This window comes from Nocardia jiangxiensis NBRC 101359 (genome assembly GCF_000308615.1).
Taxonomy (GTDB): domain Bacteria; phylum Actinomycetota; class Actinomycetes; order Mycobacteriales; family Mycobacteriaceae; genus Nocardia; species Nocardia jiangxiensis.
In genome coordinates this window covers 59494-79883 of record NZ_BAGB01000173.1, presented here as the reverse complement: position 1 = coordinate 79883, position 20390 = coordinate 59494, and the positions used below count along the sequence as shown (strand labels likewise).

General features: G+C 67.1%; 22 protein-coding genes and 2 pseudogenes. 12 read left to right on the top strand and 12 right to left on the bottom strand.

What is annotated here, in order from left to right:
- Positions 1 to 35: 35 nt before the first annotated feature.
- Positions 36 to 1265, bottom strand: coding sequence for an MFS transporter (locus tag ON40_RS45855; RefSeq protein WP_051194614.1), 1230 nt, complete (start codon positions 1263 to 1265; stop codon positions 36 to 38).
- An 89-nt stretch (positions 1266 to 1354) separates the two neighbouring features.
- On the opposite strand from ON40_RS45855, the gene ON40_RS45850 reads away from it, so the two are divergent.
- The 3 genes from ON40_RS45850 (at position 1355) to ON40_RS45845 (ending at position 2672) form a co-directional block, all read left to right on the top strand.
- Positions 1355 to 1834, top strand: coding sequence for a winged helix-turn-helix transcriptional regulator (locus tag ON40_RS45850; protein WP_040832210.1), 480 nt, complete (start codon positions 1355 to 1357; stop codon positions 1832 to 1834).
- 135 nt (positions 1835 to 1969) lie between these two features.
- Positions 1970 to 2116, top strand: a complete 147-nt coding sequence (locus ON40_RS52990; RefSeq protein ID WP_157186834.1) for a hypothetical protein — start codon at positions 1970 to 1972, stop codon at positions 2114 to 2116.
- A 52-nt stretch (positions 2117 to 2168) separates the two neighbouring features.
- On the top strand, positions 2169 to 2672 hold the full coding sequence (locus ON40_RS45845; RefSeq protein ID WP_040832208.1) for a thioesterase family protein: 504 nt from the start codon (positions 2169 to 2171) through the stop codon (positions 2670 to 2672).
- A 125-nt stretch (positions 2673 to 2797) separates the two neighbouring features.
- Here the strand turns inward: ON40_RS45845 and ON40_RS45840 are convergent, their stop codons facing one another.
- The 4 genes from ON40_RS45840 to ON40_RS54215 form a co-directional block, all read right to left on the bottom strand.
- On the bottom strand, positions 2798 to 3649 hold the full coding sequence (locus tag ON40_RS45840) for a sulfurtransferase (protein ID WP_040832206.1): 852 nt from the start codon (positions 3647 to 3649) through the stop codon (positions 2798 to 2800).
- Between the two features lie 48 nt (positions 3650 to 3697).
- A complete protein-coding gene (locus ON40_RS45835) occupies positions 3698 to 4033 on the bottom strand; it encodes a 4Fe-4S dicluster domain-containing protein (RefSeq protein WP_040832347.1) in 336 nt (111 codons plus the stop codon).
- Complete coding sequence (locus ON40_RS45830; RefSeq protein WP_040832346.1) at positions 4033 to 5625, bottom strand: FAD-dependent oxidoreductase; 1593 nt, start codon at positions 5623 to 5625, stop codon at positions 4033 to 4035. The genes ON40_RS45835 and ON40_RS45830 overlap by 1 nt, the downstream gene beginning before the upstream one ends.
- A 374-nt stretch (positions 5626 to 5999) precedes the next feature.
- A complete protein-coding gene (locus tag ON40_RS54215; protein ID WP_245568284.1) occupies positions 6000 to 6191 on the bottom strand; it encodes an ArsR/SmtB family transcription factor in 192 nt (63 codons plus the stop codon).
- On the opposite strand from ON40_RS54215, the gene ON40_RS54210 reads away from it, so the two are divergent.
- Positions 6141 to 6731, top strand: coding sequence for an alpha/beta fold hydrolase (locus ON40_RS54210; RefSeq protein WP_157186833.1), 591 nt, complete (start codon positions 6141 to 6143; stop codon positions 6729 to 6731). The genes ON40_RS54215 and ON40_RS54210 overlap by 51 nt on opposite strands.
- Before the next feature lie 219 nt (positions 6732 to 6950).
- Entirely contained in the window at positions 6951 to 8009 is a 1059-nt protein-coding gene (locus ON40_RS45815) for an LLM class flavin-dependent oxidoreductase (protein WP_040832203.1), read from the top strand.
- 81 nt (positions 8010 to 8090) lie between these two features.
- On the opposite strand, the gene ON40_RS45810 is transcribed toward ON40_RS45815, so the two are convergent.
- Entirely contained in the window at positions 8091 to 10055 is a 1965-nt protein-coding gene (locus ON40_RS45810; RefSeq protein WP_040832201.1) for a heavy metal translocating P-type ATPase, read from the bottom strand.
- A 97-nt stretch (positions 10056 to 10152) separates the two neighbouring features.
- Between ON40_RS45810 and ON40_RS45805 the strand changes: the two genes are divergently transcribed.
- The 5 genes and pseudogenes from ON40_RS45805 to ON40_RS55355 form a co-directional block, all read left to right on the top strand.
- Positions 10153 to 10515, top strand: coding sequence for an ArsR/SmtB family transcription factor (locus ON40_RS45805; RefSeq protein ID WP_040832199.1), 363 nt, complete (start codon positions 10153 to 10155; stop codon positions 10513 to 10515).
- 214 nt (positions 10516 to 10729) lie between these two features.
- On the top strand, positions 10730 to 12235 hold the full coding sequence (prpD, locus tag ON40_RS45800) for a 2-methylcitrate dehydratase PrpD (protein WP_040832197.1): 1506 nt from the start codon (positions 10730 to 10732) through the stop codon (positions 12233 to 12235).
- Positions 12232 to 13146 carry a methylisocitrate lyase gene (gene prpB, locus ON40_RS45795; RefSeq protein WP_040832195.1) on the top strand — a complete coding sequence of 305 codons (915 nt, stop codon included), beginning with the start codon at positions 12232 to 12234 and terminating at the stop codon, positions 13144 to 13146. The genes prpD and prpB overlap by 4 nt, the downstream gene beginning before the upstream one ends.
- Positions 13146 to 13298, top strand: coding sequence for a hypothetical protein (locus tag ON40_RS52980; RefSeq protein WP_157186832.1), 153 nt, complete (start codon positions 13146 to 13148; stop codon positions 13296 to 13298). Before prpB ends, ON40_RS52980 begins: the two co-directional genes overlap by 1 nt.
- Positions 13292 to 13411 (top strand): annotated as a pseudogene (locus tag ON40_RS55355) (citrate/2-methylcitrate synthase); the annotation flags it as partial. The gene ON40_RS52980 and the pseudogene ON40_RS55355, both read left to right, overlap by 7 nt.
- A gap of 61 nt (positions 13412 to 13472) precedes the next feature.
- Here the strand turns inward: ON40_RS55355 and ON40_RS45790 are convergent.
- From ON40_RS45790 to ON40_RS45775, 4 genes and pseudogenes are all read right to left on the bottom strand, one after another.
- Positions 13473 to 14252, bottom strand: a pseudogene (locus ON40_RS45790) (metal ABC transporter permease); the annotation flags it as partial.
- Positions 14253 to 14257: 5 nt separating this feature from the next.
- On the bottom strand, positions 14258 to 15163 hold the full coding sequence (locus ON40_RS45785; RefSeq protein ID WP_040832193.1) for a metal ABC transporter permease: 906 nt from the start codon (positions 15161 to 15163) through the stop codon (positions 14258 to 14260).
- On the bottom strand, positions 15160 to 16050 hold the full coding sequence (locus tag ON40_RS45780) for a metal ABC transporter ATP-binding protein (protein WP_051194613.1): 891 nt from the start codon (positions 16048 to 16050) through the stop codon (positions 15160 to 15162). The genes ON40_RS45785 and ON40_RS45780 overlap by 4 nt, the downstream gene beginning before the upstream one ends.
- Before the next feature lie 3 nt (positions 16051 to 16053).
- Positions 16054 to 16986, bottom strand: coding sequence for a metal ABC transporter solute-binding protein, Zn/Mn family (locus ON40_RS45775; protein WP_040832189.1), 933 nt, complete (start codon positions 16984 to 16986; stop codon positions 16054 to 16056).
- A 174-nt stretch (positions 16987 to 17160) separates the two neighbouring features.
- On the opposite strand from ON40_RS45775, the gene ON40_RS45770 reads away from it, so the two are divergent.
- The gene (locus tag ON40_RS45770) at positions 17161 to 17460 is read left to right on the top strand and encodes a hypothetical protein (RefSeq protein ID WP_040832188.1); all 300 of its coding nucleotides are present in this window, start codon (positions 17161 to 17163) and stop codon (positions 17458 to 17460) included.
- Positions 17461 to 17661: 201 nt separating this feature from the next.
- On the top strand, positions 17662 to 18108 hold the full coding sequence (locus tag ON40_RS45765; RefSeq protein WP_040832343.1) for a peroxiredoxin: 447 nt from the start codon (positions 17662 to 17664) through the stop codon (positions 18106 to 18108).
- A 71-nt stretch (positions 18109 to 18179) separates the two neighbouring features.
- Here ON40_RS45765 and ON40_RS45760 read toward each other — a convergent pair whose 3' ends face one another.
- On the bottom strand, positions 18180 to 18740 hold the full coding sequence (locus ON40_RS45760) for a DUF2165 domain-containing protein (RefSeq protein WP_051194593.1): 561 nt from the start codon (positions 18738 to 18740) through the stop codon (positions 18180 to 18182).
- Between the two features lie 113 nt (positions 18741 to 18853).
- On the bottom strand, positions 18854 to 20152 hold the full coding sequence (locus tag ON40_RS45755) for a cytochrome P450 family protein (RefSeq protein ID WP_373282092.1): 1299 nt from the start codon (positions 20150 to 20152) through the stop codon (positions 18854 to 18856).
- Positions 20153 to 20390: the final 238 nt, after the last annotated feature.

The following is a 20390-nucleotide window of genomic DNA, read 5'->3' as shown; positions in this document are numbered from 1 at the left end:
ACCGCAACGCGCCCAGGCGATTTCGGTCGATCGGCTCAGGATTCCAGATCCATCGCGTCCTCACAACCCGGACGCCGACAGGGTGGACTCGCAGCACCACGGCGAAACTTGCCGACGACCTGAACCAGCCCCCACAGAATCAGCGCGGACACGGAATAGGCTGCGCCGCACCAACAGCAGCCCACCCAGCCCCAGATTCCGTATGCCCGGGTCGTGGTGATCGCGCCGAGAGCGGACCCGAGGGAGTAGAAGGTCATATAGGCGCCGATGACGCTCCCGGCGCGAGTCGAGTGCGCACCGGTCAACAGGTGCTGGCTGCTGACATGTACGGCCTGAACGGCGAAATCGAGCAGGACGATACCGACGACGAGTAGCCACAAGTTCACCTCGGCCCGCGCGATGAGAGCCCACGAGAGGGTGAGCACCACCAGCGCCGAACCGGTGATCGCCTGTGCCCGACCGGAATCGGCCCATCGCCCCGCACGGGCGGCCCCGAGGGCTCCGGCGAGCCCGGCGAGCCCGAACAAGCCGATATCCGCGGTACCGAGGTGCCACGGCGGCGCACCGAGCGGGAGCGCGAGCCCGCTCCAGAGTGTCCCGAAGGATGCGAACAGCAGCAAGGCGATCAGCCCTCGGCTCAGCAACAGGCGATCGGTGCGCACCAGACGACCCATCGACACCATCGCGTCGACATAACGCAGGCCGCGATCTCGCCGGTCCGAACCGAACATCACGCGCACGATCACGGCCAGCGCCACACACAGCGCCGCCAGCAGCGCGTACACGACCCGCCACCCGAGCACCTCGCCCAGGAATCCCGCCAGCACGCGCGCACCGAGAATGCCGGTCACCACCCCCGAGGTGACCGCACCGATCGCCCTCCCCCGCTCACCGGGCCCGGCGATCGCGGCGACGTAGGCGACCGTCACCTGCACCACGACCGCGAAGAGTCCTGCGATCAGCAATCCCGTCATCGCGACCGCACCGTTCGGCGCGACGGACACCACCGATGCCCCGAGGGCCGTGAGCGCCAGATGCACGGTGATCAACCGTCGACGATCCGCTACGTCACCGAGCGGAACCAATACCGCCAGACCGGCGAAATACCCGAGCTGACCGGCGGCGATCAGCCAACCCGACGACCCGCGGGCCAACCCCAGACCGGTACTCGCGACCTCGAGCACCGGCTGAATCGCATAGATCGTCGAGACGGCCACCGCGCACACCAGCGCCAGGATGAATCGCTGCGGTCTCGTGATCTCCACCGCCGCCACACCTCTCAATCAGTAGCAAAATGCAACTCTTCGACGGTAGGGCATAATGGTTTCGAATTGCAACCGATCGGGAGACAGTCATGACCGCAGCGCTCGGCTCCGACCGCGAATGGACCGATCCCACCTGCCCTGTCGCGCGCACCGTGGACCTGGTGGGCGACCGGTGGAGTCTGATGATCGTGCGGGAGGCCATGGACGGGGCCGCGTCCTTCACCGAATTCCACCAGCGCCTGGGCATCGCCCGGAACATCCTCACCGACCGGCTGCGGCGGCTCGTCGAACACGGGATCCTCACCACGAGCGCAACTTCCGGCGGCAAGCGGCACACGTACGCACTCACCGAGGCCGGACAGGATCTGTTCACCGTCGTCGTGGCATTGCGTCAGTGGGGAGAACGGCATGCCTTCACCGACGACGAACCCCGCTCGACACTAGTCGACGACGAAGGTGGCCCGCTCGCCGACCTGCGACCCGAAAATGTTGCGGGCAAGGCCGTTACGGCTCTGACCAGCCAGGTCCGTAAGGTACGTGCGGACTCGACCGCGCGAGAGGACGTGTAATCGGCTGCACGACAGTCGATCCGTGCGGAACTGCCGCTGTCCTGCCGTCGCCCCTACGCCGCCACTGGCTTATTCCCCTGTGGCACAATCGAAGCCGAGCTTCCTAGGCTGAGGAAGAGTTCCAGGGAGTCGACGGTGAAGCAGCGGTTTCTCTTTCTTGTGATGGCGATCATCGTCTGCGCCTCGGTGTTCGACTACGGGAAAAGCGCGGGACACTACGGGCTCGTGGTCGTAGGGGGGTTGTTCGTCTTGTTCTTGTTGGTGGACAAGGTCATCAGCTGATCAGCGTCCCCCGGTGTCGGCCCGGTCGACACCCCTCGGCGAACATGGAGTCATGGCAACTGTGTTCCCGACCTTCGAACAGGTCCTGTCGATACCGGATCCGACCGAGGCGACCGTGACCTCGGACCTGATCGACATGAACGGTCACATGAACGTCGTGCACTACCTGTACCAGGGGTCGGTCGGCGCGGACGCGGTGATGAAACGGATCGGGGTCGATACGTCCTACCGATCGCGACGGCAGATGACCATGTTCACCGCCGAACACCATCTGGTCTACCTCAGTGAACTGCGCGAAGGCGACAAGTTCTCGGTGCACACGCGCATCCTCGGGCGCACGGACAAGGCCGTGCACCTGATGACGTTCCTGGTCGACCGCGGCCGGGAGCGTCTGTCGAACACCCTCGAGATCATGCTGCTGCACGTCGACCTCACCGCACGCCGGGCCGTCGCGATTCCCGAGGACATCGCCGCGGGACTGGACGACTACATCGCACGATCCGCCGCCCTGGACTGGCCCGCGCCCACCTGCGGGGCCATCGCCCTGCGCCGGTGAACATCGGCCTGCGCGACCCATAGGCGCGGTCAACAGGTATCTGCGCCGCGTGCTGGTCGGGTGCGGCGGCGATCGCGGCCGCGCCGACAACCGACCCGCGGCGCCCCTCGCAACCTCCGCCCGAATCAGGGTGTCGGAGCGGCGATTCGATCGGCCGCGGCCGCGGCATGTGACCAGGAGCCGGGGATCAGGGCCGCGTTGACGCCCAGGACGGTCAATGCCGCGATGCCGACGGCCGCCATCACACCGGATCCGCAGCAGACTCCGACGACAGGAGCCTGGTAGACATCGGCTCTCGCGAAGAGTTCTTCGAGTTCGCTCACCGGACGCAGGAATCCGTGCGCATCCAGCAGCGCGCGGCCCGGGATGTGCCGGGCTCCCGGGATCGGGTGCCGGATCGGTTCGAAGGGGCGGTCGTACCTGCCGCGGGCGTCGATCACGACACCGGCGGCGGGGACGGCGGCGATCTCGGTGAGGGTGGGCAGTTCGCCTCGGTGGAGGTCGTCGTGGGTCAGGTCGATATCGCCCGGGTCCGGATGTTCGGGACCGGTGACTATCCCGTGTCCCGCGGCGGTCCAGGCCGTCAGGCCGCCGTCCAGGATGCGCACCTCGGTCGCGCCCGCCGCACGCAGAATCCACCATGCCCGTGCCGACCCGGCACGATTCCAGTTGTCGTACACGATGATCGGCACACCGTTGCGTACGCCCCATCCTCGCGCGGCCGTCTGTACCGAGCGCCCGGACGGCAGCGGATACGGCCCCTGCCCGCGCACCGAACGATCGGCCAGTTGGTTCTCCAGATCGACGTACACCGCGCCCTCGATATGACCGAACGCATGGTCCACACGCCCGTCGGGCCGATCGGGCCGCCACCGGACATCCAGGATCGTCAGCGGCTGCCCGAGCTCCATCCGGCTGTGCAACTCCTCGGCCGAGATCAGGGTGTCCGACCGGAAAATATCTGCACGATAAGTCATTTCACATTCCCTCCGACCCTCGTACACCGAGATCCGGCCGCTGGGCCGTCATCGGTTCAGCCGTGGCGGCGGGCTCGCGGGCAGTGCCGGTCCGATCGCGGTCAGGCTGCCGGGGCGACGCCCTCGGCCCCAGCCGATCTCGCGACGGTAGTGCCCGAGATGCTCGGCCGGGATCGCTCGATCGGGCGGCAGCGGAGTCGATTCGGGATCCACGTACAGCGCGTCCGCGGGGCAGTACGCCTCGCACATGAAGCAGGTCTGGCAGTCGGATTGCCTTGCGATGACGGGGATTCCGCCGGGGCCCGGATCGAAGACATCGGTGGGGCAGACCTGGATGCAGACATCGCAGGAGATGCAGGCGTCGGCCTGGACGAGTTCGATCATCATGCCACCGCCGCGACAGCGGGATGCGGCCGATCACTTCCGGTCCACACCGTGTCGAGTCCGCCGCTGACGATGTGATGGTGTTGCGTCGGATCCTGATTCGGGAAATCCGAGCGTCTGCTCATACCGCGAGATTCGGTGCGTGCCAGAGCCGATCGGTACATCAGTCGTCCCACCGCGGTGATCGCGGCCGCGCGCCGGGCACGAACCCGCTCGGGTCCGTCCGTGCCGACCAGCGCCTCGGCGGCATGCCGCCACACCTCGTCCAGCGCGTGAGCCGCGTGCTCGATCCGTGCACCCTCCCGCAGATAGTTCTTCTCCAGCGGCAGCAGTTCGGCCTGGGCGGCCGCCAGGATGTCCGCCGCGCTGACCTTGCCGGATCCGCTGGGCCGCAACCCTGTTCGTCCCGCGCCGCGCAGATTGCCGGGCCCGAGCGAACGGCTGCGCAACGCATGTCCGGCCGCACCACGACCCGCCCAGGTGCCCGAGGACATCGCCCACGCCGCATTGTGACTGCCGCCGCCGGTGAAACCACCGCAGATCCGCTCCCGGGTGGCCGCATCACCGGCGGCATAGAGGCCGGGAACGGTTGTGGCGCAGGCATCGTCGATCACATCGATACCGCCGGTGCCGCGGACGGTGCCTTCCGCGAGCAGGTCCACCTCGAACCGCTGGGTGAACGGATCGATGCCGCGGCGGTCGAACTGGAGGAAGAAATTGGGCTGCCCCAGGCGCATCCGGGCACGCACTGTCTCGTCGGCGCGATCAAGTTGCGCGAAAACCCGTTCGTGCAAAAGGGTTTGCGCGATCACCGACCGCCCGCGAGCCGATCCCGCACCGTCGAGCACTCGCCCGTCCTCGTGAAAGAATGTGGCGTACCCGTAGTAGGCAGTCTTGGTGATCGTTGATCCCTTCACCGCGATCCCGTACGCGTTGGAGAACTCCATCCCCGAGAAACGCGCCCCGACCTCGGCCGCCATCAGCGCACCGTCACCGGTGTCCACGTTGGTGCCCAACGCCCGGGACAGGAAGGCGCATCCACCGGTCGCGAGAACGACCGCGCCGGCGTGGATCCGATAGTCCCGATCCGCCCGCAGCAGATGTCCGGCCGCACCGCGCACCACACCGGCATCGTCCACGAGCAATTCCAATGCCGGGGCGTGATCGATGATCCGAATCCCTCTCCGTCGCACCCATATTCGCATGCGCCGCATGTACTCCGGACCTTGCAGCCCGGTGCGGATCTCCCGTCCGGTCGCCGGATCCACCGGGAACGGATAGCGCCCCTCACGCGCCAGCCGATCCATGTTCTCGTAGGTCTGGTCGAGCACCCGATCCATCCAATGGTGTTCGGCCAGATATCCGCCCAGCTCCTCGCGGCTCGCCTTCGCCGCCGCACGCGCCGCCGGATCCGGTGCGACGTACCACACGCCGGTACCGGCCGGTGCGGTCGCGCCGCTGGTTCCGCAGTAGCCCTTGTCCACCAGCACCACTTCCGCACCGGTCTCCCGGGCCGACAACGCCGCCCAGCACGCCGCCGGTCCCCCGCCGATCACCAGGACGTCGGTGTGGATTCTCTCCGGGTCGCTCATCTCGTTCACTCCTTCGATGTGCCTCGGCCGGGGCCGATTCAGAAATGTCCGGCCGGGCCGAGATCCGCCGCAACCAGGACTATTCGGGGCCCGACGGGGTGAGCCGTCACCGAATGAGGCCCACGACGGGCCGAACCGTCCGGTCCGGCGCCCTGGATGCCGGTTCGACCGTGACGCACCGCGAGACCGTCTCTCGGCGTCGTACTCGGCCCGCACTTCGACTGCGGGACAACCGAGATTCATGATCGACGCCGACCGGCATCCAGGAAATCCTTACGATCACAGCGATTCTGTGTGATCACCGGCTCCCGGTAGTCACCCCACAACCAACGGGTCAGCTGTGGTGCGAGAGAGCTTCGGCCCGGTCCGTACTCCTATGCGCTGCGACTCGCGGCGATGATGCTGCTCAAGACGCCGGGATACCGGCTCTCCAACTCCTCGTCACGGAGTTCGTGGCGGCGGCGACTGCCCTCCGGGCTGACCCGCACGAGTCCCGCCTCGCGCAGCACCTTCAGATGGTGCGACAGCGCGGATATCGCGTCCTCGCACCCGATCTCGGCGGGCACGGGCTCAGTCCGCGGGACGGGTACAGCCGTGAGCAGTGGGCCGACGACCTGCTCGAAGCCGCTCCGGAAAACGTCGATCTCGCGATCGGACACTCGCTGGGCGGTGTCCTGCTGGCCATGATCGTCGAATATCTGCGGCCCCGTCGGGCGATCTACGAGGACCCCGCCTGGTACCCGGCCGATGCCGGATTCGGCGCAGCCCAACCGGCGATCAGGGCGATGAAGGACTGGGATGCCGATCACCTCCGGACCCTGTCCCCGCACTGGAGCGAGGCGAACGTGCAGGCCGAACTCGACGCACTCGCCGCGTGGGATCCCGACACCACGCGCATGCGATATCTCGAAACCGCCTACCTGCCAACCTTTCCCGTGGTTCCCTCGCTCATTCTGCTGGCCGATCCGAGTGCACTGATTACGCCCCCGCTCGCCGAGCGGTATCGCGCGGCGGGTTTCGATACCCGCACCGTGCCCGGCACCGGGCACAGCATCCACACCGACGACTTCGAGGGCTTCCTGGCCGCGCTCGAAGGTTGGGTCTGATTCCGGCGAGACTCTCGAATCGACCGGAATTTATCTCTGTCGCAGTCGAATCCGAGCAGTTCACAGCATATTTCGGAGGATCGGTGCGCGGAACGGATCCGGATCGGCCGCTCGTGTGCGGGTCATACTTTCGGTGTTCGCCCCGCCGAACAGATCCGCACCGATCGTGGTCTGCGGCGTGACCCGCCGCAGAGTACGACCACCGAACAGGACCGCCCGATGAGCGCCGAATTCCTCTGGTACATCCCCAATCAGTCGGCGCCGGGTCACCGTGGGGAACCCGTCACCGCCGACCACAACAGCCTCGACATCCTCGCCGCCCAGGCACAGGCGCTGGAACAGTACGGCTGGCAGGGCGCGTTGGTCGGCACCGGCTGGGGGCGGCCGGACACGCTCACCGTCGCGACCGCCCTGACCGCGCGCACCCGGACGTTCGAACCGCTCGTCGCGGCCCGGCCCGGTTACTGGCGGCCCGCGCATTTCGCCTCTGCCACAGCGACTCTCGATCAGCTCTCCGGCGGCCGGGTCCGGATCAACATCGTCTCCGGATCCGACGACGCGGCGGCCTACGGGGAGACCGAACCGGAGCAGGCCGACCGCTACGCTCGCACCGAGGAGTTCATCCGGCTGGTCCGCCGATTGTGGACCGAGCAGAACGTCACCCATCACGGAAAGCATTACCGCGTCGAGGATTCCACCGTGCTGCCCCGAGTTCCCACGCGGGAAGGCAGACCACATCCCACTCTCTATTTCGGTGGCGCGTCACCCGCCGCCGAACGAGTCGCCGCGAGCGTCGCGGACGTGCAGCTGTTCTGGGGCGAACCCCTCGCCGACATCCGCGACCGCATCGAACGCCTCCAGCAGTTGAGCGACCGTCAAGGCCGCGAACTACCGCCGTTGCAATTCGGCCTGCGGGTCACCACTGTCGTGCGCGATACCACCGAGCAAGCCTGGGCCGATGCCCGCGCCCGGGTGGCGGACATGGCGAAACACTCTGCCGCGGAGTTGGATTCGCAACGCAAGACCGCCGTCGGCCAACAGCGCCTCTACGACCTCGCGACGCGCGGCGAGGTGCTCGACGACAATCTCTACACCGCACCCGGCCGGGTCGGCGGCGGTGGCGCGGGAACCACCTGGCTGGTCGGCTCCCCCGACGACGTCGCCAAATCCCTTCGCCGATACCAGGATCTGGGCATCACCCACTTCGTCCTGTCCGACACCCCGTACCTGCGCGAGCTCCAGCGTCAGGGTGAGCAACTACTCCCCCTGTTGCGCTGAACCATTCACGAGACCAGTGGCTGCGCGATCGAGCGCAACACCGCACCGACCGGCAGCAGAGCCCGATCACCGCGCCTGCCGTCACGGCCGGCCGGTGCGGACCGCCCGTCTCCAGGCGGCATCCCGCAGTAGCCGCAGACCGTTCAGACCGACGATGACGGTGGAGCCTTCGTGTCCCGCCACACCGAGCGGCAGGGGCAGTGTGCCGAGGAGGTCCCACAGAACCAGAATGCTGATGAAGGTGGCGGCGATGATCAGGTTCGCGACCACGACGCGACGCGCTCGCCGGGACAGGGCGATGACGGCGGGGACGGTGGTGAGGTCGTCGCGGACCACGACGGCGTCCGCGGTCTGCAAGGTGAGATCCGATCCCGCACCGCCCATGGCGATGCCGGAGTGCGCTGCGGCGAGCGCGGGGGCGTCGTTGATTCCGTCGCCGACCATGGCGACCTTCGCCCCGTCGGCCTGCAGTGCGCGTATAGCCTCGACCTTGCCTTCGGGAAGCAGGTCCGCGCGAACGTCGGGGATGCCGACCTGTTCTGCGAGGCGTGCAGCGGTGGCGGCGTTGTCACCGGTCAACAGTACCGGGGCGCCCCCGGTCACCCGCGCGGCCGCATCGACCGCGATCTCGGCCTCGGCGCGTAGCCGATCACTGAGGGCGAGTACGCCGATCGGACGGGTATCGGAGGTCACCACCACTGCGGTGTAGCCGCGGGCCTGGATATCGGACACCGTCGTGGCGAGATCGTCTCGCCCATGGGTGAGTGCGGCGATCGATCCGACGCCGACACGTTGTCCGCTCACCCCCGCCGAAACGCCCTTACCGGGGTGGGCGGTGAATTCGTCCACTACGGGCAGGTCGAGTCCTCGGGTGCGGGCGGCACGGACGACGGCGGCGGCGAGCGGGTGTTCGCTGGGATGCTCGACCGCGGCGGCCAGGCGCAGAATCTCGTCATCGGTGAAAGCCGTGTCCACACTGTGGATTTCGGCCAATTCGGGGGTTCCCCGGGTGAGGGTGCCGGTCTTGTCGAACACCACCCGGTCGACGCTGCCGAGTTGTTCCATGACCACCGCGGATTTGGCCAGCACGCCGTGGCGACCCGCGTTGGCGATCGCCGCCAGCAGCGGCGGCATGGTCGCCAGCACCACCGCGCACGGGGAGGCGACGATCATGAACGTCATCGCCCGCAACAGGGCCCGTTGCACGGAATCCCCTGCCAGCAGCGGGATCACGAATACCGCGATCGTCACCGCCACCATGCCGAGCGAATACCGCTGCTCGACTTTTTCGATGAACAACTGGGTGTGCGCCTTGGTCGCGGCGGCCTGCTCGACCAGGGTGGCGATCCGCGCGACCACCGAATCCTGTGCGCGCCGGTCCACCCGGATGCGCAATGTGCCTGTGCCGTTGAGGGTTCCGGCGAACACTTCGTCACCGGTGGTCTTGTCCACCGGCAGCGGCTCGCCGGTGATGGTGGCCTGATCGACCTCGCTACCACCGCCGATCACGGTGGCATCCGCGGCGATGCGTTCACCCGGGCGCACCAGCACCACATCGCTCACCTCCAGGTCGGCCACCGCCACCGTCTCGTCCGCACCGTCGGCGCCGACGCGGGTTGCGGTCTCCGGCGCCAGATCCAGCAGTCCTCGCACCGAATCCTCGGTGCGCGCGGTCGCCAGGGCTTCCAGGGCGCCGGAGGTGGCGAAGATGACGATCAGCAGCGCACCGTCGGCGATCTGCCCGATTCCGGCCGCGCCGATCGCGGCGACCACCATCAGCAGATCCACATCCAGGGTTTTCTCGCGCAGGGCTTGCAGCCCCGCCAGACCCGGTTCCCACCCGCCCGCGACGTAGCAGATCAGGTAGAGCCCCCACCACGACCAGGAAGGCGCACCGGCCAGCTGCGCTGCCAGTCCCAGCAGAAACAGGACCAATGCCGCTGCGGCCCAACGCATCTCCGGCAACGCGAACAGTCTCGTGCGGTGCCCCGGCACCCGCACGGCCGCCGGGGCCGCGGGATGTGGGGCAAGGATCGGGACTGCCACGGATCACCTCCAGGAACGGGTACTGCCGACCGAGCCCACAATAACAGAAAGTATGAAGATGTCTTCATGTCTCACCCTCAGGGTAAACTGCCTCGGCATGGGACACGGAGTCGAGGGACGCGACCGGCCCGTGACGCGTCTGGACCCCGATGCCGCCGCCCACGTGGCCAATACGCTGCAAGCTCTCGCCACACCGAGCAGGCTGCTGATCCTCACTCAGCTACGCCAGGGCCCCCTGGCGGTCACCGAACTCGCCGATGCGGTCGGCATGGAGCAGTCCGCGGTCTCCCACCAGCTCCGCCTGCTGCGCAACCTCGGTCTGGTCGTGGGCACCCGCGCCGGACGCAGCATCATCTACAGCCTCTACGACAACCACGTCGCCCAGCTTCTCGACGAAGCGGTCTACCACAGCGAACATCTCCGTCTCGGGCTCAGTGACCGGCCCGAGACGGCCGGCTGAACACCTCACCTCGTCCGCACTTCCCACTCGGCGTCGAGCGCGCCGGGCTCCGGCGACGCACTGCTCGTGTCCGGGCGGTCCGATCTCCGCAACATTGGCGGATTCGCAGAACGGATTCCGCAAAAATAAGCATTTGCGTGGTACTTCGGGGCGGTGATCTTGCTGTGTAGCGTGCGAAACGCACCGGTTGTACAGACCCTGGGAGGCCCCGACCGTGAAGAATCATCTCGTTCGCACTCATCGTTCGGCGGAGAATTTCCCGCGTACGGAGCATCTCGCGTGGCGGATCGCCGAGGTTGCCGCGGATCCGGTGGAGGTCGGTCCGGAGACCGAGGAGATGATCGTCAACCGGATCATCGACAACGCGGCCGTCGCCGCGGCCTCGCTGACCCGGCGTCCGGTCGCCAACGCGCGTGCTCAGGCGCTGGCGCATCCGTACCGGCCGGGTTCGACGGTGTTCGGCGTCGAGGGTCGGTATTCGCCGGAGTGGGCGGCGTGGGCCAACGGAGTCGCGGTGCGCGAGTTGGACTTTCACGATACGTTCCTGGCCGCGGAGTACTCGCATCCCGGCGACAACATCCCGCCGATCCTGGCCGTGGCCCAGCATGCCGGACGCTCGGGACGCGACCTGATTCGCGGTCTGGCAACGGGTTACGAGATCCAGGTGGACCTGGTGCGTGCGATCTGCTTGCACGAGCACAAGATCGACCATGTCGCGCATCTGGGCCCCTCGGCCGCGGCGGGTATCGGCACGCTACTGGGTCTGGACACCGAGACGATCTATCAGGCCATCGGCCAAGCGCTGCACACCACGACCGCTACCCGCCAGTCCCGTAAGGGTGAGATCTCCAGTTGGAAGGCGTACGCACCGGCGTTCGCGGGGAAGATGGCCATGGAAGCGGTCGACCGCGCGATGCGCGGTGAGGGTGCGCCCGCCCCGATCTGGGAGGGCGAGGACGGCGTGATCGCCTGGCTGCTGGACGGCCCGACCGCGGAGTATTCGGTGCCACTGCCGGGTCCCGGCGAGCCCAAGCGCGGCATCCTGGACACCTACACCAAGGAGCATTCGGCCGAATACCAGAGCCAGGCCCCGATCGACCTGGCCCGGCGCATGCGTCACCGGATCGGCGACCTGGACCAGATCGCCACGATCGTGCTGCACACCAGCCATCACACCCACTACGTGATCGGCACCGGCTCGGGCGATCCGCAGAAGTTCGACCCGAAAGCCTCGCGCGAGACCCTGGATCACTCGGTGATGTACATCTTCGCGGTCGCGCTGCAGGACGGGACCTGGCATCACGAACGCTCGTACGCACCCGAGCGCGCGCAGCGCCCGGACACGATTGCGTTGTGGCGCAAGATCTCCACCGCCGAGGATCCGGAGTGGACCCGCCGCTACCACTCGACCGACCCGAACGAGAAGGCGTTCGGCGCCCGCGCCGAGATCACGCTGAAAAGCGGTGAGGTGATCGTGGACGAGTTGGCTGTCGCCGACGCCCACCCGCTCGGTGCGCGACCGTTCGCGCGCGAGCAATACATGGCCAAGTTCCGCACCCTGGCCGAGGGCGTCATCACGCCCGCCGAGCAGGACCGCTTCCTCGAGGTCGTCCAACGCGCGGGCGAGCTGTCCGCCGCCGAGCTGCCACAGCTCACCTGCACCGCCTCGGCCGATGCGCTCGCCCGCGCACCCCACGCACCGAAAGGACTGTTCCGATGACCGGACTCCTCGCCGCCGACACCTCCGCCGCCGACAAGCGCGCCGCCTTCCGCGCGGGTCTGTCCTCGGGGCGGATCCAGCGGCTACCCGGCGCGTTCAATCCGTTGGTGGCCAAGCTGATTCAGGAAATCGGCTTCGAAGGCGTATATGTCTCGGGTGCGGTGGTCTCGGCCGATCTGGCGCTGCCCGACATCGGGTTGACCACCCTGACCGAAGTGGCCGGGCCCGGTCAGCAGATCGCACGCGTCACCGATCTGCCCGTCCTGATCGACGCCGACACCGGATTCGGTGAACCGATGAGCGCCGCGCGCACCGTGACCGTCCTGGAGGACGCCGGAATCGCGGGCTGCCACCTCGAGGACCAGGTCAACCCCAAACGCTGCGGCCATCTCGACGGTAAGGCGGTGGTGCCCACCGAGGACATGGTGCGCCGGTTACGAGCCGCGATCTCCGCGCGACGCGACCCCAACTTCGTGATCTGCGCACGCACCGACGCCGCCGGAATCGAGGGCATCGATGCGGCGATCGAGCGCGCGAAGGCATACGCCGAGGCCGGTGCCGACCTCATCTTCACCGAAGCGCTCACCACCCCAGCCGATTTCGAGAAATTCCGGGCCGCGGTCTCGACGCCGCTGCTGGCCAATATGACCGAATTCGGTAAGTCCGAGCTGATCCCGGCGCAGACCCTGGACAGGATCGGCTACAACGCCGTCATCTACCCCGTGTCCACGCTGCGACTCGCCATGCACGCCGCCGAGGCAGGATTGCGCGAAATCTACGAGCAGGGAACACAATCCGGCCTCCTGGACCGCATGCAGCACCGCAGCAGGCTCTACGAACTCCTGCAATACGAGCGCTACAACGAATTCGACTCCGACATCTTCAATTTCGCTCTCGGAAGGAATCAGTGATGAGCCCAGCATCACTCGGTGAGGCGGCCAGGGGCGATGGCCGGGCGACGAGCGCGCCGATACCGACCATCGCCAAGAGACTCGCCGGCGTCGTCGTCGACACCACCGCCATCTCCAAGGTGGTGCCGGAAACCAATTCACTGACTTCGTGATGAGTCGCATCACCGGCTGGACCGCGCACATCATCGAGCAGGGCGAATCCAATGCCCTGATCCGGCCGTTGAGCGAATACGTCGGCGTGCCACAACGTTCCGTCGTCGCGTGACGAATCGGCTTCGAGCCACACGGCTCGGTGGACGCTGGTGCGGCCGACCGAGTACAGCGGCGAGATAGCAGCCGGTGGCCACCGCCATGATGGTGAAGCTGGCCGGGGCGGCGGGCAGCAGGTACGAGGCGGTGATACCCGCCCAGACGGCGAACACCGCCAGACCCGCCGACAGGTAGAACGCCCGCCACGGCCGGTTGGTGAGCCGGACCGCCGCGGCCGCCGGGGCCGCCAACAACCCCAGGACCACGACCGCGCCGACCAGCGGGGTGGCCTCGGCGACGCCCAGACCGATCAGCGCGAGGAATACCGCACCGAGCAGGCGCACCGGCACGCCTGCGGCCCGCGCGACGGCCGGATCGATCGTGGCGAACAGCAGAGGTCGCGAAATCCCCAGCAGCAGAACGATACCCGCGACGGCGATGAGCACGGCCGTGCGTGCGGCGGCGGAGTCGATGCCGAAAATGCTGCCGAACAGGACATTCACATTCGCATTGCCGTTGCTGCCACCGCTGCGGTGCGTGGTGTAGAAGGTCAGGAACAGCACGCCCAGCCCGAGTATCCAGGAGAAGAACGAGCCGATCGCCACGTCGTCCGAGCCGCCGCGCGCGCCACCGATCCCCAGAGCGAACCCGGCAATCACGCTGGCGACGAAAAGCCCTGCGTGCAAGTTGATTCCGACGGCGAGCGCCGCCATCGCACCGGTGTAGGCGACGTGCCCCAGCGCATCTCCGGCGAAGACCTCGCCGCGTTGCATCAGGAAATATCCGGCCGCACCGCACAGCAGCGCCACCGCGGTGCCCGCAATCAGGGCGTGCACGATGAACGGGTGCGCGAACATGCTCGTCATGCCATCACCTCGACAGCGTTGCGGTCGGGCCGGGCAACGCGACGTCCGCGCCGGTCCAGCAACGTACGAGTCGCAAGGCCCACCAGGTAGACCCCGAAAGCGAAACTGGCGACCCAGAATCCGATCGGATACGGCGAGAAGTACGCGAAACCCATACCGACCCAGGTGACAGCCATCGCGATCGCGATCGAGGCCGCGACGCCCAGCCCCGGATGACTGGTCAGCTGATGCGCCGCAGCGGCGGGGGCCACGAGTAGCGCGAACACCAGCAGACTGCCGGTGACCTGACTCGTGCCCGCCGCCGCGACACCGAGCAGCAGCATGAACAGCACCGTCACCGATCGCACCGGAACTCCGTGCGCGGCAGCGCTTCCGGGATCGATCGAGGCCCACAGCAGGGGCCGACCGAGGACGACGAGCAACACGAGGCAGGGAACAGCCGCAGCCAGCAGGACATTCACCTGATCCGCGCTCACTCCGGCGATGGTCCCGAACAGCAGATTCGTCAGCCCCGACAGAAAACCCTTGTAGAGACTGACGAACAGCATGCCGGCGGCAAGGGCGAACGCCTGCACGATGCCGATCACCGCCGACTGCTCCGTCGAGCCGCGGCCGCGGACCGCCGCGGGCAGCGCCCCGATGATCAGAGCCGCACCGATACAGGCGACGAAATACCCACTGCCCGACGATATTCCGAGCCATGTGGCTGCCGCGGCACCGGGGAAGCCGACCACCGCGAGGGTGTGTCCGGCGAAGCTCTCCCGTCGCAGCACCATCACCCAGCCCACCGCACCCGCCACCACCGCGACGATCGTGCCCGCCCGTAAAGCGTTGACCATGAACGGATATGCGGTCATCTGACGCAGATCATCCACCAGATTCCAGGTCGCGACCGGATTCACACCGCACCCCGCCCCGCACTCGGCCTATGGTGCATCGCCGGCGCGTCGGGCTGGCCGACCACGACCAGGCGCCCGGCGCTGTCACGCAACACCTCGATCGGGATGCCGTACAACGCCGAGAGCCGCTCCCCCGTGATCACCTCCTCGGGACTTCCGCTCACCACCGTCCCCCGCGCGAGGTACACGAGTCGATCCAGGTACGGCAGAATGGGATTCACGTCGTGCGCGACCATCAGCACCGCGATGTTCTCCCGTCGACAGATGTCCCGGATCAGCGCACTGATCCCGGCCTGACTCGGCACGTCGAGGCTGTCCAGCGGCTCGTCGAGCAGCAGCAGGCTCGGACGACGCACCAGCGCCTGCGCGATCAGCAGCCGCTGCTGCTCGCCGCCGGAGCACTGCCCGATCGGGCGGTGCGCGTAGGGGCTCGCCCCGACCATCTCGACGACCTGTCGCAGCCGTTCTCGTTCGTCCCGGAAACGTTGTGGCGCGAACGCTCTGGACAACCACGGAATCGGCGTACCCCAGCGGGCCCCGTCCAGCCCCAGCCGCACGACATCGATGCCGCGCACGCGCACACCGGCATCGAAGGCGCGTCGCTGGGGCAGATAACCGATTCCGGCATTGCGGCGTCCCGGCGAACCGCCGAGCACCTCCACGGCTCCCTCGACCGGCGTCAGTCCCAGAATCGCGTTGAGCAGCGTGGACTTCCCCGCACCGTTCGGGCCGAGCACGGCGACGAACTGTCCCGCCCGCACATCCAGCGAGACCTGCGACCAGATCCGCTTGCCGCCCACCACCGCCGCAGTCCCCCTCATACGGACCACGGCGGTGGCGGGCGCCGCCGCATCGTCCTGCGATGCGGCCTTCGCCTCGGAACGAGTCATCACTTATTTGCCGGTGGCGGTGTGCAGCGCATCGGCCAGCGACTGCAACTGACCGGACTGCCAGTCCTGGAACGTCGCACCGGCCGGGGCGAGCGTCTCGGTGACGGTGGTGACCGGAATGCCCTGCCGCTTGGCGGCATCGACCTGCGCCTGCACATCGGGTGTGCTGTTCTGGCTGTTGAAGACGTAGACCTTCAGCGCCTTCGTGGCGATCTGCTGATCAATGGTCGCCTTGTCCGCCGGGGCGGGATCGGCGCCCTCGCTGATGGCCTTCAGGAACTCCTGCGGGGTGATCAGGTTCAGCCCCAGCGCATCGGACAGCGGCGAGAAGATCGATTCACTCGCGCCGACCGGTGTTCCGGCGTACTTGGTCTTGATCTCGGAGACCAGGCCCTTGTACTTCGCCAGCGTCGTGTTCTCGAAGGTCTTCTTGCGATCCTCGAAATACGCCGCGTCGGCGGGATCGGCTTTCGCGTAGTCGGCGGTGATGACGTCCACGATCCTGCTCACCGCGTCGGGCGAATACCACTGGTGCGGATTGCCGTCGTCGGGCACGCCGAGCTGCTTGCCGACGTTCAGCTCCGTACGCCCCGCACCCGGATTCGCGGCCAGCAGTTTCTCGGCCCAGGCGTCGTAGCCGACACCGTTCTCGATGAACACCTTGGCTTCCGCGACGGTCCGCGCATCCGCCGGGGAGGGCTCGTAATCGTGCGGATCGGTATCAGGACTGGTGATGATGCTGGTCAGATGGACCTTCTCGCCACCGAGCTGCGCGGCGATGCTGCCCCACGCATTGATCGTCGCGACCACCTCGAGCTTGCCGGACGACGTACCGGATTCGGACGTGTTCGATGTGCCGCAGGCCGTGGCGACCGCGACCAGCGCGGTACCGCACACCGCTGCCGCCACACGTTTGCTGTAACTCAGACCAACCATCGCGCAACCCTCATCAGAATATGAAACTGAAAACCATTGTCATCAAGTTAGCAGTCCGTCCGCCGGTTATCCAGCCGGACAGCACAGCTACTCCACCCCGGAAACGCATGAATGCGCACATGATGATGTGATGATCGAACAGAGAGCACGGTAAGCACACGAAGGAGGACGACAATGACCAGCACGACGCATGCTCCGCACACCGACCACGAGCACACGCACGGTGAAGGTTGCGGACATGTAGCTGTCCCGCACGGCGACCATATCGACTACGTCCACGACGGCCACCTGCACCGCGCGCACGGCGACCACTACGACGAATGCGAACCGTCCGGCCACAACCCGCACGACGAGCACGCCCACAAGCATGGCGAGGGCTGCGGCCACGTCGCGGTCCCGCACGGTGACCACGTCGACTACATTCACGACGGCCACCGCCACGCCGCCCACGACGGCCACTACGACGAGCACTGAGCCGCACCAGCGGACCGGCCCGAACACCCGCCTTCTCCGGAATCGCCCGAGCCGTCGTCCGACGCCGGAGATTTCGGCCGGGGCGGGCTCGCGAAGATCACCCGCGCCACCGTGGTGCATGATTCAAGTGCACGCCCCGCCCGGCCGGTCGGCGCCGGCCGCACCGCGGACCGACAACTGAACTGCTCAGGAGAACCGATGTTGCAAGTAGGCGACACCGCGCCCGATTTCGAACTTTCCGATCAGCACGGTGAGACCGTGCGCCTGGCCACGGTCCTGGAGAAGGGGCCGGTCGTGTTGTTCTTCTATCCGGCCGCGCTCAGCCCGGGATGCACACGCGAGGCATGCCATTTCCGCGATATCGTCAGCGAATTCGCCGATCGCGGTGCGACGATCCTGGGCATCAGCGCCGACGACGTGGCCAAGCAGAAGCGCTTCGACGACGCACACAAACTGGGCTATCCACTCCTGGCGGACAACGGCGGGGCCGTCGCCCGCGAGTTCGGGATCAAGCGCCTGATTCCCGGATTGCCCGCCAAGCGCGCAACCTTCGTCATCGGCCCCGACAAGAAGATCCTGGCCGCGGTGCACAGTGAGATCAATATGAATGTGCACGCCGACAAAGCCCTTGCCGCCCTGGCGAAGTAGCTCGCACACCCGATGAACGCGCGGATCGCCGTGCCGCCGGTGCGGCACGGCGATCCGCGCGCCGGATTCCGCTAGTCGCCGGATTCCATTGAGCTGGAAAATATTTCGCGACGCTCGGGCAGATGCACCAGAATCAGGCCGACAGCGGCGATGAGAAAGTTCTGCAGGGCGGCCGAGGACGCGTCGACCTGCTTGTTCGCCCACATCCGGAACCACTCGCCCGCGATGGTCAGGAATCCGCCGACGAACAGCAGCGTCACCATGATCCACCCCAGGCTCGCCAGCTTCGCCGAGATCACCACAGCGCCCCGCCGTCCGCGGCCCAGTCCCCACCACCCGTTCGCCGCGGCGGCCAGCAGCACGAAGGCGATCAGGTACTCCCACACCACGATCAGGATGTAGGCGATCAGCGCGACGGTGCCGTTGGTCATCGACCGCCAGTCGGTTCCCGGATTGTGGATGGTGCGGCGCATGGCGAACACCTCGGCCACCCCACGCCGATTGGTATCGGTATCGGTGCAGTTGGTCACCGCGACGATGAGGTAGTACACCCCGGTGATCGTCGCCAGCACCACCACTGCCATCTCACGACTACTCGTCACATCCAGAAATCGCTTGCCGGGCAGGCTCATTCGTTCACCCTCGAATCGCTAGCAGAACTTGCGGACGCGACATCGTAGCCGTGCGGCGGCAGTGTCACCGTTGCTGACAACACGCCCGTCCCCGCGCCGGGACGACCGGCGGATCAGGGCTGCAGGATGTGCTCGTTGCGCACGTTCAAGGGAGCGGTGGCCGGGAACGTGACCGGGAGCGCGGTGAGAGCGCGATGGAAGGGGCCGGGGCGCCAGCTGGGCTCGCCCTGGGTGGTGTCGAAGCGGATCTCGGGCAGGGCGTCCAGGAGTTGGTCGATCGCGTCCTGGGCGATCAGGTAGGCCAGGGACTGTGCCGGGCAGGCATGCGGGCCGATGCCCCAGGCCAGATGGGAGCGGTTCCCGGTGAGATCGGTGGAGCGGATGGCCGGATCGTTGTTGCAAGCGGCCATGCTGATCACGACCGGTTGATGCGCCGGTAGCCAGACGTCCTCGATCAGGATCGGCTGACGGGGATAGGTGACCAGCAGATTCGCCAGCGGCGGGTCGTTGAACAGCACCTCGTCCAGCGCATCGCGCGAGGACAGATTCCCGCCCAGCACACTGCCGCCGAAACGGTCGTCGGCCAGCACCAGCAGCAGGCTGTTGACGATGAAGTTCAGCTCGAACTCGATCCCCGTCCCGTACACCTGCGAAACATGGTGTGAGACTTCCACATCGTCCAGACCCGACGGGTGCTGCTGCAACATCGAGGTGATGTCGTTACCCGGGGTGGATCGCTTGAGCGTCACCAGACTCATCAGCGCCTGGCCGAGCATCTGACTGCCCTTCTCCGCGTCCACGCCCTCGAGCATGGCCGCGGTACCGGCGGCGACCTGCTGGCCGATCTCCGGCGGGCAGCCCAGCATCGCGTTGACCACCTCGAACACCAGGGGGTACACGTACTGGCTGATCAACTCCGCGTGGCCGTCCTGGCAGAAGCCGTTGATCAGCGGGATCGCGATCTCCTCGACGATGTCGTGCATCGCGTACAGGTCCACCGCCTGCACACTGGCGGTGATGGCGCGCCGGTACCGCTCGAATTCCGCTCCGGCGCAACGACTCGCCATCGGACGCCACTCCAGCAGCGGCAGGATCGGGCAGTCCTGCGGCACCGTCTGCTGCCAGGTGCGCGGATCGGCGGGAAAGTGCTCGGGATCGTTCAGGATCCGCACCGCGGCGCGATAACCGATCACCAGCGTCGCCGGAACGCCCGGGGCCAGTTCGACCGGGGCCAGTGAACCGTACTGCCGGCGCATCTCGGCGTAGGCGGTGTGCGGGTCGTCGGCGAATTCCGGGATGTGCAGCGGCACTCGGGGACCGTCGGTGTCGATCGGCGAACTGTGGGTGAGCGAATCGTGGGCGACAGGGCACGATCCGGCGCGCACCTGGGACTGCGGCGTACTCAAGGACAACTCCAGACTGTTCGGATTACACATTTGCTGCAGTACTGCACCGTGTCGAATCGCTGCTGCGGCGATCAACGTCGAACGTTCCTCGGCAACGACCGGTCGATGGTACAACCGGGTCCGCAACTGCGCGCAAAAGCATGAAAACCGGCCTGCCGGAATCTTTTTGCGGGTTGTCGTGTCATATCGGCAAGTGCGCAGGTACCGACGCTGCGCGGCGTGCTCGCCCCACCCGCGCCACTGT